15 protein-coding genes are annotated in these 13,334 nt (G+C 71.7%); 7 read left to right on the top strand and 8 right to left on the bottom strand.

What is annotated here, in order from left to right:
* The first annotated feature begins 43 nt into the window (after positions 1-43).
* From H288_RS0111955 to H288_RS0111945, 3 genes are all read left to right on the top strand, one after another.
* Positions 44-910 (top strand): LysR family transcriptional regulator, encoded by an 867-nt coding sequence (locus H288_RS0111955; protein WP_042672295.1) that lies wholly within the window; start codon positions 44-46, stop codon positions 908-910.
* Positions 911-1,163: 253 nt separating this feature from the next.
* Positions 1,164-3,350, top strand: a complete 2,187-nt coding sequence (locus H288_RS0111950) for a transglycosylase domain-containing protein (RefSeq protein ID WP_020092817.1) — start codon at positions 1,164-1,166, stop codon at positions 3,348-3,350.
* A gap of 292 nt (positions 3,351-3,642) precedes the next feature.
* Complete coding sequence (locus tag H288_RS0111945) at positions 3,643-5,193, top strand: diguanylate cyclase (protein WP_020092816.1); 1,551 nt, start codon at positions 3,643-3,645, stop codon at positions 5,191-5,193.
* A 13-nt stretch (positions 5,194-5,206) separates the two neighbouring features.
* Here the strand turns inward: H288_RS0111945 and H288_RS0111940 are convergent, their stop codons facing one another.
* A complete protein-coding gene (locus H288_RS0111940; protein ID WP_020092815.1) occupies positions 5,207-6,046 on the bottom strand; it encodes an aldo/keto reductase in 840 nt (279 codons plus the stop codon).
* A gap of 297 nt (positions 6,047-6,343) precedes the next feature.
* Here H288_RS0111940 and H288_RS0111935 point away from each other — a divergent pair, with 297 nt between their 5' ends.
* Genes H288_RS0111935 through H288_RS0111925 form a run of 3 tightly spaced genes read left to right on the top strand, consistent with a single transcriptional unit; the run spans position 6,344 to position 8,099 of the window.
* Positions 6,344-7,417, top strand: a complete 1,074-nt coding sequence (locus tag H288_RS0111935; protein WP_020092814.1) for an adenylate/guanylate cyclase domain-containing protein — start codon at positions 6,344-6,346, stop codon at positions 7,415-7,417.
* A complete protein-coding gene (locus H288_RS0111930; RefSeq protein WP_020092813.1) occupies positions 7,417-7,620 on the top strand; it encodes a hypothetical protein in 204 nt (67 codons plus the stop codon). The genes H288_RS0111935 and H288_RS0111930 overlap by 1 nt, the downstream gene beginning before the upstream one ends.
* Complete coding sequence (locus tag H288_RS0111925; protein ID WP_020092812.1) at positions 7,617-8,099, top strand: YaiI/YqxD family protein; 483 nt, start codon at positions 7,617-7,619, stop codon at positions 8,097-8,099. Before H288_RS0111930 ends, H288_RS0111925 begins: the two co-directional genes overlap by 4 nt.
* Positions 8,100-8,141: 42 nt before the next feature.
* On the opposite strand, the gene H288_RS0111920 is transcribed toward H288_RS0111925, so the two are convergent.
* The 7 genes from H288_RS0111920 to H288_RS0111890 all read right to left on the bottom strand — a co-directional run bounded on the left by H288_RS0111920 (position 8,142) and on the right by H288_RS0111890 (position 12,409).
* The gene (locus H288_RS0111920) at positions 8,142-8,402 is read right to left on the bottom strand and encodes a BrnA antitoxin family protein (RefSeq protein WP_020665401.1); all 261 of its coding nucleotides are present in this window, start codon (positions 8,400-8,402) and stop codon (positions 8,142-8,144) included.
* 6 nt (positions 8,403-8,408) lie between these two features.
* A complete protein-coding gene (locus H288_RS0111915) occupies positions 8,409-8,726 on the bottom strand; it encodes a hypothetical protein (protein WP_020665400.1) in 318 nt (105 codons plus the stop codon).
* Positions 8,727-9,025: 299 nt separating this feature from the next.
* On the bottom strand, positions 9,026-10,018 hold the full coding sequence (locus H288_RS0111910) for an energy transducer TonB (RefSeq protein ID WP_020092811.1): 993 nt from the start codon (positions 10,016-10,018) through the stop codon (positions 9,026-9,028).
* Between the two features lie 4 nt (positions 10,019-10,022).
* Positions 10,023-10,508 (bottom strand): ExbD/TolR family protein, encoded by a 486-nt coding sequence (locus H288_RS0111905; RefSeq protein WP_020092810.1) that lies wholly within the window; start codon positions 10,506-10,508, stop codon positions 10,023-10,025.
* Positions 10,509-10,562: 54 nt separating this feature from the next.
* Positions 10,563-11,252 (bottom strand): MotA/TolQ/ExbB proton channel family protein, encoded by a 690-nt coding sequence (locus H288_RS0111900; protein ID WP_020092809.1) that lies wholly within the window; start codon positions 11,250-11,252, stop codon positions 10,563-10,565.
* A 132-nt stretch (positions 11,253-11,384) separates the two neighbouring features.
* On the bottom strand, positions 11,385-11,855 hold the full coding sequence (locus tag H288_RS0111895) for a hypothetical protein (protein WP_020092808.1): 471 nt from the start codon (positions 11,853-11,855) through the stop codon (positions 11,385-11,387).
* Positions 11,856-11,929: 74 nt separating this feature from the next.
* Positions 11,930-12,409 carry a hypothetical protein gene (locus H288_RS0111890; RefSeq protein WP_020092807.1) on the bottom strand — a complete coding sequence of 160 codons (480 nt, stop codon included), beginning with the start codon at positions 12,407-12,409 and terminating at the stop codon, positions 11,930-11,932.
* Positions 12,410-12,823: 414 nt separating this feature from the next.
* On the opposite strand from H288_RS0111890, the gene H288_RS0111885 reads away from it, so the two are divergent.
* Positions 12,824-13,252 (top strand): Hsp20 family protein, encoded by a 429-nt coding sequence (locus tag H288_RS0111885; RefSeq protein ID WP_012320108.1) that lies wholly within the window; start codon positions 12,824-12,826, stop codon positions 13,250-13,252.
* Positions 13,253-13,334: the final 82 nt, after the last annotated feature.

Genomic DNA, 13,334 nt, shown 5'->3' with positions numbered 1-13,334 from the left:
CGCGGCGCCCGCAGGTTACCGATATCGGTTATCGTGACTCATGATAGGCAACCCGAACATCGAGCTGCTGCGCTCGTTCCTGGCCGTCGTCGAGAGCCGCAGCTTCACCGCCGCGGCGCAGGCTCTCGGTCTGCGGCAATCCACGGTGAGCGGGCACATCGCCCGGCTAGAGCAGGCGCTCGGTCGCGCGCTCCTGACGCGGGACACCCACCGGGTCGCGCCCACGCCGGACGGTCAGGCCATGATCGGCTTCGCCCGCGACGTGGTGGACGCGCAGGACCGGCTGCGCGCCTTCTTCTCGCCGGAAGGCCTGCGCGGCCGCATCCGGCTCGGCGTCTCCGAGGACTACACCCTGTCGACCCTGGCACAGGTCCTGGCCCGCTTCGCCGATCGGCACGACGCGGTCGATCTGCAGATCACGGTCGGGCTGAGCCGCGCCCTCTACCAGGGCTACGATGCGGGCGAGCTCGACGTGATCTTCTGCAAGCGGCGGCGCGGCGACCCGCGCGGGACCTTGGCCTGGGCGGAGGATCTGATCTGGACGGGCCGGCCCGGCCTCGTGCCGGATCCGGCCAAGCCCTTGCCCCTCGTGCTCTACCCGCCACCGTCGATGACCCGCACCTTGGCGCTCGACGCCCTCGAGGCAGTGGGCCGGTCCTGGCGGGTGGCCTGCACCAGCGGAAGCCTGATGGGGCTGCGGGCCGCCGTCGAGGCGGGCCTGGGCATCGCGCCGCATTCGGCCAAGATCCTGCCGCCGGGCCTCGCCGCGATCTCCGAGGCGGCCGGCCTGCCGCCGCTCGGCGCGGTCGAGTTCGTCGTGCTCGGCCCGGGTCGCCACCACGCGGCGGCGACCGCGCTGCAGGAGACGATCCTGGCGAGCACGGGCGAGCTTCAGGGCGCCGCGCGCTAGGGCAGCGTCGTCCCAACACGCGGTGGCCGGGCTCGATCCCGACCGTCCGGCGCGGTCCTTAACGGATTGGCCAGCCTTTTTCCGCACCGTACCGCGAAGCGGTCACAAACGGTTTCGACAAGGATCGCCGGCGGTGCCGGCCCCGGTGTCGTTGCCGGACGGGGCGCGAAACCGCCGCATTTGGCGTGCGGAAACCGTCCTGCGGCGTGCCTGACGGTCGCGCATCGCGGCGGAACATTCGAGAACGGGATGCATGGCCAAGGGTCGGGGCAGGATTGAGCCGAACTTCGACGTGCCCGAAGGGCGCGCGCGGGATCGCGGCGAACTCGACCTGCGCCTGACCCGTGAGGACCGCCCCGGGGCAGGAGACGGCGTGGCGAAGCGATCGGGCGGCGGAGCGCGGCAGCCGAGCAAGGCGCCGGCGCGGACAACGGGGCGGGCGAAGGCCTCGGGTCGCGGCCGACGCCGGCGTTCCTGGCTCGGCCGCATCGTCTACGGCTGCGTCGTCCTCGGCCTCTGGGGGGTGATCGGGCTCGCGGGGCTCATCGCTTACCACGCCTCGCAGCTGCCACCGATCGACCAGCTCGCGGTGCCGAAGCGTCCGCCCAACATCGCGATCCTGGCGAGCGACGGCTCCCTGCTCGCCAACCGCGGCGAGACCGGCGGCCGCGTCGTGTCGATCAAGGAGCTGCCGCCCTACCTGCCGCGCGCCTTCGTGGCGATCGAGGATCGGCGCTTCTACCAGCATTTCGGCGTCGACCCGGTCGGTATCATGCGGGCCATCGGCCAGAACCTGACCCGGCGCGGCGTGGCGCAGGGCGGCTCGACCCTCACCCAGCAGCTCGCCAAGAACCTGTTCCTGACCCCGGAGCGCTCGGCCTCGCGCAAGATCCAGGAGGCGATCCTCGCGCTCTGGCTCGAGCACAAGTACACGAAGGACGAGATCCTCGAACTCTACCTGAACCGCGTCTATTTCGGCGCCGGCGCCTACGGCGTCGAGGCGGCGGCGCAGCGCTATTTCGGCAAGCCTGCCAAGGAGGTGAGCCTCGCGCAGGCCGCGATGCTCGGCGGCCTCGTGCAGGCGCCCTCGCGCCTTGCCCCGAACCGCAACCTCCCGGCTGCCCAGGCCCGCGCCGCGCAGGTGCTCGCCGCCATGCAGGAGCTGGGCTTCGCGTCGGCGCAGGACGTCAAGGTGGCGCTCGCCCAGCCGGCGAAGCCCGCCAACGCCCGCGGCGGCGGGTCGGCCAACTACGTCGCCGACCTCGTGATGGACGTGCTCGACGATTACGTCGGCAAGTTCGACACCGACATCACGGTCCAGACCACGGTCGATCCGAGCCTCCAGGCGGCGGCCGAGAAGGCGCTCACCGACGAGCTCAACGCCAAGGGCACGCGCTACAACGTCAGCCAGGGGGCGCTGGTCTCGATGCGGCCGGACGGCGCCATCCGCGCCCTGATCGGCGGCCGCGACTACGCGCAGAGCCAGTTCAACCGGGCCACGACCGCCAAGCGTCAGCCCGGCTCCTCGTTCAAGCCCTTCGTGTACCTCGCGGCCGTGGAGCACGGCGCCACGCCCGACACGGTCCGGGAGGACGCGCCGATCCGGATCGGCAACTGGGCGCCGGAGAACTACTCCCACCGCTACGAGGGTCCCGTCACCCTGCGGACGGCGCTCGCCCAGTCGCTCAACACCGTCGCGGTGCGCCTCGGCCAGGAGGTCGGGCCGAAGACCGTGGTCCAGACCGCCCAGCGGCTCGGCATCACCTCGCCGCTCCAGGCCAACGGCTCCATCGCCCTCGGCACGTCCGAGGTCACGCTCTTGGAGATGGTCGGCGCCTACGGGGCCTTCGCCAACGGTGGCATCGGCGTGATCCCCTACGTGGTCACCGCCGTGAAGAGCCAGGACGGGAAGGTCCTCTACAAGCGGTCCGACAACGGTCTGGGCCGGGTCATCGACGCCAACGCCGACGGCATGATGAACGCCATGATGCACGAGACCTTCGTCAGCGGCACCGGCAAGAAGGCCGACATTCCCGGCTGGGACCTCGCGGGCAAGAGCGGCACCACCCAGGATTACCGCGACGCGTGGTTCATGGGTTTCTCGGGCAGCCTCGTGACCGGCGTCTGGCTCGGCAACGACGACGGCGAGCTCACCAAGAAGGTCACCGGCGGCAACCTGCCGGCGGAGATCTGGAAGACCTATATGACCCAAGCCCTGAAGGGGCAGACGCCGGTCCCGCTCCCGGGCCTCAACCGCTGGCGCCGCCAGCCGGAGACGACCGCCTCGGTGGCGAGTGCCGCCCCGGCGGGCCCGGGCGGGCTCCTGGGCCAGATCCTCGGCGAGCCGGAGGCCCCGGCGCCGCGCCAGGCCGCACCGTCGCGGCGCGCACCGAAGGACGACCGCAACTTCATCGAGAAGCTGTTCGGCATCGGTGACTGACGCTCCGTGGTTTCCGCGTTCGTCGGGACCAGGCGGCGGCGCGCGTTGCGGGCGAGAGGCGGCCCGCGGCGCGCGCCTTCGTGCATCTGCGCGATCACACCCGGGCTCCGGCCCACGGTGAACGCGTCGAGGCGGGACTGACAGCCACGGCGGCCTGTATTTGTATTAGCGGTGATTCAGCGCTTCTTAGTGCCGCCAATAACCGCTTTTTCAATCTTCGTGGACGTAAGATCGGGTGAACAGTAAGCCCGTCAACCGCAATGGCGCGGTTCGTGGCAGCCCGATCGAGCCAATGCTTCTGCGCGCGACCGCTACAGCGATCAGAGCTCACCTGGACGATCGCGCCTCGCGCCTGATCGCGGCGGCCGGCACATGCCTACTGCTCTGCCTCGCGCTGCTCGGCGTCTATCTCTGCCTGGATCTGCGGGACGTCGCTTGGCACAACGCCCGCCGCAACGCCGGGAATCTCCTGGCGGTGATCGAGGAGGGCGTCGGCCATAGCCTGCGGGTCTACGACCTCTCGCTGCGGAACTCCGCACGGCTCGCGAGTCGCGCCGACATCGCGGCCTTGGACCCGGATATTCGGCGCCTGGCGCTGTTCGACACGGCTGTGGCGGGCTCCGGCCTCGGTCCGATCGCTGTCACGGACGCGGCCGGCGACGTCCGGCTGACGAGCGATCCCGGCGTGCGGACCCGGCCCAACATGCGCACGCTGCCGGAATTCGAGTTCCATCGGTCGAATCCCGAAGGCGGCCTGATCCTGTCCGGGCCGACCGTATCTCTCATGACCGGTGAGCCCATCATCCGCATGACCCGGCGGATCTGGACGCCCGACGGCTCATTCGCCGGGATCGTGTCGGGATCGATCAGGCTCGCGCATTTTCAGGCGCTGTTCGAGCGCCTGCATTTCGACGACGGCATCGCTCTGAACGTCTTCCACCGGGACGGGACGCTGCTGATCCGGGCGCCGGCACGGCCGGAGGCGCTCGGCCAGAACATCAGCGCGAGCCCCGGCTACAAGATGTACCGGGCCAAGGCGCGCGGCGAGTTCCAGGGGCGCTCGTTCCTCGACGGCGTCGAGCGGGTCTACAGCTTCGCCGACCTCGACGACCTGCCGCTGATCGTGACCGTGGCGACGGACGTCGACAGCATCCGCAGCGGCTGGATCTACAAGGCGGCGATCGTCGCCGTCCTGATCCTGTGCCTCTGCCTCCTCGCCTTCGGCCTGACGATCCTGCTGCACCGGGAGGTCGGGCGCCACGTGGCCGCGGAAGCCTCCAGCCGCGAGGCCAACGCCGCGCTCGCCGTGCTCGCGCGGACCGACGGCCTGACGGGCCTGCCGAACCGGCGCAGCTACGACGAGCACTTCGCCGTGGAGTGGAAGCGGGCCGCACAGCTGCGGACGCCCCTGGCGCTGTTGATCGTCGATGCTGACCACTTCAAGCAGTTCAACGACCGCTTCGGTCACCAGCGCGGCGACGAGGCGCTGAAAGCGGTGGCGGAGTGCCTGCAACGCACCCTCGATACCGCCGGCCTGAGCTTCCGGATCGGCGGCGAGGAGTTCGTCGCCCTGTTACCGAGCGTCGACGCGACGGCCGCCAGCGTCGCGGCGGAGCGCGTCCGCCGGGCCGTGGTGAACCTCCGCATCCCCCACGCCCCGGAGGTCGGTGGCATCGCGACGGTGAGCATCGGCGTCGCCTGTGCCGATCCGGCCGGCGGCGATCCGCCCGAAGGGCTGTTCACGGCGGCCGACGCCGCCCTCTACGCGGCCAAGAAGGCCGGGCGCAACCGCGTCCGCGCCGCCGCGCCGGCGGATCCCGTGGCCCTGGCGCTGCGGGCCTGAGCGGGCCCGCGGCTCACAGCATCGGCAGCATCCGGGGCCGCGGTCCGCGGGGGAAATGCGCGTCGATCAGGGCGATCTCGGCCGCGCCGAGGTGCAGGTCCGCCGCGCCGGCATTCTCGACGGCCCGGTCCGGGCGACCGGTCTTGGGGATCGTGAACGTGCCCGGCAGCCGGGTCAGGTAGGCGAGAGCCACCGCGTAGGGCGTCGTGCCGTGGTTCTGCGCGATGCCCGCCAGGACGCGGCCGCCCGCGCTGGCCGGATCGGGGAAGTCGCCGCTGCCGAAGGGCGAGTAGCCCACCATGGCGACGCCGTGCTTCTCGCACCAGGGCAGCACGGCGTGCTCGATGGCCCGCTCGTTCAGGTGGTAGAGGACCTGATTGCAGGCGATCCGGTCCGGCCCCGCGATGGCCCGGACGCGGTCGAGATCCTCGACGTCGAAGTTGCTGACGCCCCAGGACAGGATCTTGCCCGCACGGCGCAGATCCTCGAAGCCCGCGATCGTCTCTTCGAGCGGGTGCTGGCCCGGCCAGTGCAGCAGGTAGCAGTCCAGCCGGTCCGTCCGCAGACGCCGGAGCGACGCCTCACAGGCCCGCGCGACGCCCCGGCGCGTCGCGTTGCCCGGCACCACCTTCGAGACGAGGAACACCTCCTCGCGGCAATCCGCGACGGCGGCGGCGACGATCGCCTCCGCGTCCCCGTACATCTCCGCGGTGTCGATATGAGTCATGCCGGCGTCGATCCCGGCCCGCAGCGCCCGGACCGCGTCCGTCCGGTCCGAACTGTCGATGTGCCACGTGCCCTGGCCGATCACCGGCACAGAGACGCGCGTCGCGCCGAAGCTCCTGGCGTACATGGCAGCGCTCCCTCTTCGCTGTCACAGGGGGTTGCTGGCGGCGGTCCGGTCGAGTCCCGGGCCGCCGGCGTATCACGGCTCGGCCGCGCAACAACCCGGCACGCCTTACTCGCGCCATCTTGGGGCGTTGAGCAATGGCATGCGGCCTCCCGCGGCGCTAAACTTTAGGCCCATGCCCGAAGTCCGGCGGCGCGGGCTCGCCGAGTCTGCGCCGCCCCGCGCAGCGCCGCCGCGCAGGGCCACGCGACGCCCGGACCCGCGCACGGTCCGTCGGCTGGCCATGCTGGAGACGCCTCGATGCTGCCGGCCCACCGGATATTCTGGGGTCTGATCCTGCTGGCGGCGGCCGGCGCGGGGTTGCTCTACAACATCATCTTCGCGGCCGGCGCCTCGCCCCTCGCCGGATTCACGTACGGCCTCTGCATGGGCGCCACGGTGCTGGCGTTCGACCGCGGGTTGATCCTGGCCGGCCTGCAGGCGAAGATCCGGCGGCTGCCGGCCTGGCTCTACGTGCTGGCCGCGGAACTCGCCTATGTCCTGATGATCATGGCGGGCAACGCCCTGGGCGGCCTGCTCGTCTGGGCGTTCGCCCTGACACCGGACGACCTCACGACCGCGACCCGCATGACCGCGCGGGTCCTGGCCTACGCCCTGGCCGTGTCGGGCCTGCTGGTCTTCGTCATCCGGATGCGCGACCTGATCGGCGGCGAGGTGTTCGTGAACTTCATGATCGGCCGCTATCACAAGCCGGTGGCGGAAGAGCGGGTCTTCCTGTTCCTCGACGTGGTCGGCTCCACGGCCTTCGCGGAGACCCACGGCGACCTGCGCGCCCAGGAGTATCTCAGCGCCGTGTTCGCGACGCTCGCCGAGCCGGTGCGGCGCAACGGCGGCTCGGTGGACGACTATATCGGCGATCTCGCCATGGTGACGTGGCCGATGGCCCGCGGCCTGAAGGACGCGCGCTGCGTCACCTGCGTGTTCGAGGTGCTCGACCGGATCGAGGCCGATGCCGCGGCCTGGCAAGCCCGGTTCGGGACGGTCCCGCGGCTCCGGGCGGCGCTGCACGGCGGCTCGGTGGTCACGGCCGAAGTCGGGGTCGACCGCCACAAGATCGCGTATTTCGGCGACGCCGTGAATGTCACGTCGCGGATCGAGGCCCTGTGCCGCCCGCTGGGCGTCGGCATCCTGATCTCGCAGGATCTCCTCAACCGCCTCCCGCGCCTGCCGGCCGGCGTCCGGGCGCGGTCCCTCGGCGCCCACGCGCTCCGCGGCCGCGGCGCGCCGCTGTCGGTGGCGACGCTCGAGCGCGGACCCGCCGAGACCGCACCCGTGGCGGATCTGGCGCCGCGCCGCGCCGCGGTCGCCCGCTGATGGCCGGGGCGAGCACCGCGCGGGCGAACACCCTGATCGCCGTGAAGATGGCGCTGCGCTTCGGGCTGCCGCTGATCGGGCTCGCGGTCTTCGGCCGCGCCGTCGTTCTGTCGGTGGGCGGCGATATCGAGCGCGGCCAATTCGCTCTGGGCGTGCTCCTGATCCTGGCGGGTTTCACCTCGAAGCTGGTGCCCCGACCATGAGCGACGCGCCGGCCCGCCCGCCGATCTACCTCGACGCCGATGCCTGCCCGGTCAAGGACGAGACCTACCGGGTCGCCGAGCGCTACGGCCTGACCGTCCACGTCGTCGCCAACAGCGTGCTGAACCTGCCGCGCGAGCCCTGGATCGAGCGCGTGGTCGTCGGCCCGGAACTCGACGCCGCCGACGACTGGATCGCCGCGCGGGCCGGAGCCGGGAGCATCGTGCTCACCGCCGACGTTCCGCTGGCCGCGCGCTGCGTGAAGGCCGGCGCCACGGTCCTGGCGTTCACTGGGAAGCCGTTCAGCGAGGCCGGGATCGGTCTCGCCCTGGCGACGCGCGACTTGATGCAATCGTTGCGCGAGGCCGGGACCATCACGGGCGGGCCGAAACCGTTCTCGCGCGCCGACCGGTCGGCCTTTCTGTCCGCCCTCGACCGGGCGGTGAACCGGATCCTGCGCGAGCGGCCGAAGCCGGTCTGAGCACCGGTCCCAGGCGCGACGGCGTTCCCCGCGCGGGAGGTCTCAGGCCTCGGCCGCCGGGACGAGGGCCTTGAGCGCCTCGTTGATGCGGTCCTGCCAGCCCGGGCCGTCCTTCTGGAAATGGGCGAGCACGGCGCTGTCGAGGCGCAGGCTCACCACTTCCCGCGAACCCGGGACCGTTGCCGGCCGCGGCGCGGCCTGCGGCGGCGGGGCGGCCGTCTTCGGGCTCGTCGCGGCCCGGAAGGCCGCCTCGGCTGCCGCGCGCGGGTCGCTGAAGCGGCGGCGGTTGCGGTCTTCGGCCATCGACCTCTAGCCCTTCGCGGTCGTCTTCTTCGGCGCGGCCTTCTTCGCGCTGCCCTTGGCGGCCGCCTTGGCTTCCTTCTCGGCCGCCTTGGCCTGCGCGTCCGCGGCCTCCTTGGCGAGCCGGAGCGAGCGCAGCCGCACCGTCCGCTCGTCCATCGCCTTGATGGCCGCGTGGTGCTCCGCCATCGCCTGGGCGCCCTCGCGAGCCATGCGCTCCGCCCGTTCCGCGCGCTCGGCGCGGTTCTCCGCCCGGGTCTTGGCTTCCGCCTCCGCGTCGCGGGTGGCATTCACCTCGTCGAGGTCGTACTCAGTGTCGTCGTTCATCCTGTCCCTTTCACCCCGGCTCGACGGGTCCGACCCGGCGCAGCCTGCGCGGGACGGGGTCTGAGCGGGTCCGGCCTGTTCGAGGGGCGGGGGGCAAGGCCGGATCGGCGCCCTCCCGCATCGCCGTCAGGCGCGCGGGGAAGGCAGGTTCACGAAGGCTTTAGCATGCCCGCGCGGCCGATGGCGAATCCGGATCGCCGACCGGGACTGACGGCGCACACCATTCGTACGCGTCCGCTGGACGATCCGGATCGGGCTCGCGGTCGGCTGAGCGGGATCCGGCCCGGATCGTCCTCCGATCAGCGCACGCGGAAGTTGAGCGGAATGGAGACCGACAGGCTGGACTGCGTCACGCCGGGGGGCGCCGCCGGCATCGAGCCGCGCACCGCCGCGAGGGCGGCGCTGTCGATCTGGCCGACGCCGCTGGACCGGGCCACGCCGGCGCCCGTCACCTGACCCGAGCGCATCACGGTGAAGCGCACCACCGCGGTTCCGCCGCCGGTGCCGACGGCCGCGTTCACGTTCATCCGGCTGTGGATCGCCGCGCTGATGGCGCCCTGCCACTGGCGCATGGCGCTCGGATCGTTGCCCGCGGCGGCCCGACCGGCCGCGTTCTCGCGCGAGGCCGACGCCGAACTCCGCTCGGCGCCCGCCCGGGCCTTGGCCTCGCGGGCCTTGGCCTCGCGCGCGGCCTTGGCCTTCGCCTCGCGGATCTCCTCCAGGCGCTCCTGCCGCGCCTCCTCGCGCTTCTGCTCGCGGAGCTTCTCCTCCCGGATCTTGCGCAGCTTGGCTTCGCGCTCCGCCTTCAGCTTCGCCGGATCGGGCGTCGGCTTGGGCGGCTCCTCGGACTTGGCGACCTCGGTGGGGGGCGGCGCCAGCGGCTCGGCGGCCTCGGACGCGGAGGTGATCACCTGGCTCTGCGCCTCCACGGGCTGAGCCTCTTGCGGCATCTCGACCGCCTGGGTGTCCTCCGGCTTCACCTCGGTCATCTCGGTCGGCGGCGGCTGGACGGCCTCGTCGGGCGGCGTGTCCACCGGCTTCGCCTCCGGCGGGGCCTCCTGGCTCATCTGCTGCTCCGCCGGGGCCTCGGTGGCCGCGTCGGTCATGAGCGGCGCGAGGTCGACGGTGATCTGCTGCTCGCCGGGCGGTGCGGGCGGGGAGAGCCGCAGGAACATCACGGCGGCGAGCACGCAGGCGTGCAGCCCGAGGGCGACCAGGAAAGCGGCGAGCAGCCCGGACGGGCGGCGCTCGCCGAGACCGGCCGGCATATCCGTCGACGTGTAGGTGCTCATCGGCTCAGCGCGCGGTCCCTGCGGGGGCGGCCGGGGCGGCGCCAGGCGCGGCCGGAGCGGCGCCGCCGGGCGACTGCGCGATCAGCGACACCTTGGTGAAGCCGGCCTGTCCGACGAGGCCCATGACCTCCATCACCTTGCCGTAGGGCACGTCGCGGTCGCCGCGCACGAGGATCACCTGATCCTTGTCGGCCGCCGCCATCTCGCGCAGACGCGGCACGATGCTCTCCATCGTGAACACCTCCTTGGCGATGGAGGGGTTGCCGTCCTTGTCGACCGTCACCTCGGCGGGCTTCTTCGACTGCGCGACCTTGGGCGCCGCGGTCTTCGGCAGCTGGACCGGCACGCCGGTGGTCATCAGCGGCGCGGCGACCATGAAGATGATCAGCAGCACGAGCATCACGTCGACCATCGGGGTGACGTTGATGTCGGACATCGGCACGTCGTCGAGGTCGTCGTCGTCGTTCGCGCGAATGGATCCCATCGCCATGGGGCGTCTCCGGTACCTTTACGTTCGGCTCTCTGGGGGCGGGCGCCGGCCGCGCTACTCGGCGGCCGCGCGGTGGGCGCCGGCGCGGTCGCGCGCGAGGCGGTTGCCCAGGACCGAGATATAGGACGAGAAGGTGCTCTGGATGCCGCTCACGTCGCTCGAGAGCTTGTTGTAAGCCATCACCGCCGGGATCGCGACGACGAGACCGATCGCTGTCGCGAACAGCGCTTCCGCGATGCCCGGCGCCACGACGGCGAGGGAGGTGTCCTGGCTGCGGGCGATGGACGAGAACGAGTTCATGATGCCCCAGACGGTGCCGAACAGGCCGACGAACGGGGCCGTGGAGCCGGAGGTCGCCAGCAGCGAGAGGCCGGTGCGCAGGCGCTTCACCTCGATGGCGAGCGCGCCCTTCATCGCCCGCTCGATGCGGTCGCGGCGCTCGGCCCGGGTCTCGGAGGAATCCTGATCGCGCCACGCGTCGATCGCCGCCTTCACCACGTGGCCGGCGATGCCGCGATGCTCGCCGTCGAGGCTGCCCCCGGAGCGGACCAGGTTCGCGAAGGCCTTGGCCTGGCGCCGCGCGGCGGCGAGCCGGATGACCTTCTCGAACACCACCGTCCAGCAGGCGATCGAGGCGATCACCAGCAGGATCATCACGCCCTTCACGATCGGGTCGGCCTGCAGGAACAGGCCGAGGAACGAGAAGTCGTGGGCCGCCTCGATCGGGGCTTGTGTCGGGTCCATCGCGGGCTCCTGGCGTCCTGGTCTCACGCGGCCTTGCGCCGCCATCGTCTCGGGGTGCGGCGAAAGCCGCAGGCCGCCCGGCGGCTCTCGCCGCCGGGCGGTTTGGTCTCGTCAGCCGTCACACCACCCGCATCAGCGGTCGAACGACAGGCCGGCCTTGCTGTCGGTCTCGGTCCGCTCGAGGCAGGCCTCACGGCCCGGATCGCCGCCGTCGCAGGTCAGGACGTCGTTCAGGAGGACGCGACCGACCTTGTTGCAGGCGATGCCGGGGAAATCGAAGATCTTCACGGTGGTCTTCTTCGGCGGCAGCGGCCCGAGTTCGACCGCCACGCGCTTCTGCGCGACGCCCTCGGGGTCGAAGGCGAAGAGATCCACCTTGTAGGACTTGAGGCCCGATCCCTTGTTGTCGATCACCATGGTGATCCGGCAGGCCTCGCCCGCGGTCTCAACCTTGTTGAGCTGCAACTTGATCGGCGCCTTCTCGGACGCGTCCTGCGCCAGGGCCGAGACGACGAGCAGCGCCGAGAGCGCGAAGCAGGCCGCCGTGTCGAGGGCGACACGCCCGATCCGACGGCGGTACAGGGGAGCGCGCAGGGCAAGCACCGTGACAAAGTCCTCTTCGAGTTCGCGCCGGCCGTGGGCTCGCGCCGCGCGGTCCGGGGTGACGGGGAGCCGGATCAGTGCAGCACCGTTCCGGCGGGGCAGGAGGCCGGGGCGAGGCGCTCGGCCGCCGCGTCGAGCGGCCCGACCGCGGCGCGGACCGCCGCCACGAGGCGCGGCGCGGCGTCCTGGCCGGTGATCTCGGCCGCGGCGGCCTCGAGATCCGCCCAGAGGCGCTGGCGGCCCCGGTTGATCAGCTTCACCAGCGCGCATTCGTGGCCGGTCACGCGGCAGCAGCTCGCCGGCATGAACGACCAGTCGCCGTCGCGTTCCGCACGGAGCGCCCGGATGATCGCGACCACGCAGGCGACGAAGCGGCACCCCTCCGTCGGCCCGAGCAGCTGCTCGGCCCCGTCGAAGGCCGCGTTCCAGCAGGCGACGTCGCTGGTCATGTAGCCGGCCGCCACGAAGCGGGCCACCGACAGGGCCAGGATGTCGGCCTCGTCGCCGCACACGTCTGCGACGCGCCGCATCGCCGCGTGGTCCGACGGGGTCATGGGCGTGCTCACGGCTCCGGCGCCTCGCGGGAAAAGGATCGCGGCGATCGATCTCGGGAGCCGGATCGTCGCCTGCCGCGGCAGTATCCAGGCCCGCCGCCCGGATCAAGGCCCGGCGAGAAAATCAGAGCAGTTCCAAACTGTTAGAAGAAAGCGTGGCCGTTGCAGGCTTTGCCTATCGATCCCGCATGAATTTGCCGAAACATCCCGGAAATGCGCGACCACGGCTCGCCGTCGATTCCGGCCTCCTCCCTTGATGGCCCGGAAGGCCTTGGCCATATCTCCGAGTTGCCGGCGTCGTCACGTCCGGCGGAGCGCTGCCCCGGGCGGGCTCCTGTCGACGAGGTGCTCGGGCATCCCGGGATTGCGGCAGATCCCGGGGTCGGAGGCTTCGCTTTCTGGATGATGGCCGCGATGACTCGATCCTCGCCCTTCGGGCACCCGTTCCTGCTCGGCTTCGACGAGATCGAGCAGGCCCTCGACCGGGTCTCCAAGGCCGCCAACGACGGCTACCCGCCCTACAACATCGAGCGCCTGCCCCGGACCGAGAGCGAGCCCGAACGCCTGCGGATCACCCTGGCGGTGGCCGGCTTCACCCGCGATCAGCTGGACGTGATGCTGGAGGAGAGCCAGCTCGTCGTGCGCGGCCGGCAGGTCGACGAGCGCGAGCGCCACTTCCTGCACCGCGGCATCGCGGCGCGGCAGTTCCAGCGGGCCTTCCTCCTCGCGGACGGCATGGAGGTCCTCGGCGCCGACCTCGCCAACGGCCTCCTGTCGATCGATCTGGTCCGGCCGGAGCCGGACCGCATCGTGCGCAAGATCGATATCGGCGCCCGCGGCTGACGCCGACCGATTGATTGGCCGGCGCGGATCCCCACATCAGGGTGGAGCCGCCGATGCCTTCAGGATCGGCGGTGGACGCTCT

This window comes from Methylobacterium sp. 285MFTsu5.1, from assembly GCF_000383455.1.
In the GTDB taxonomy this organism is placed as follows: Bacteria; Pseudomonadota; Alphaproteobacteria; order Rhizobiales; family Beijerinckiaceae; genus Methylobacterium.
Note: the sequence above shows the minus strand (reverse complement) of the source record. Positions and strands in the feature narration are given on the sequence as shown.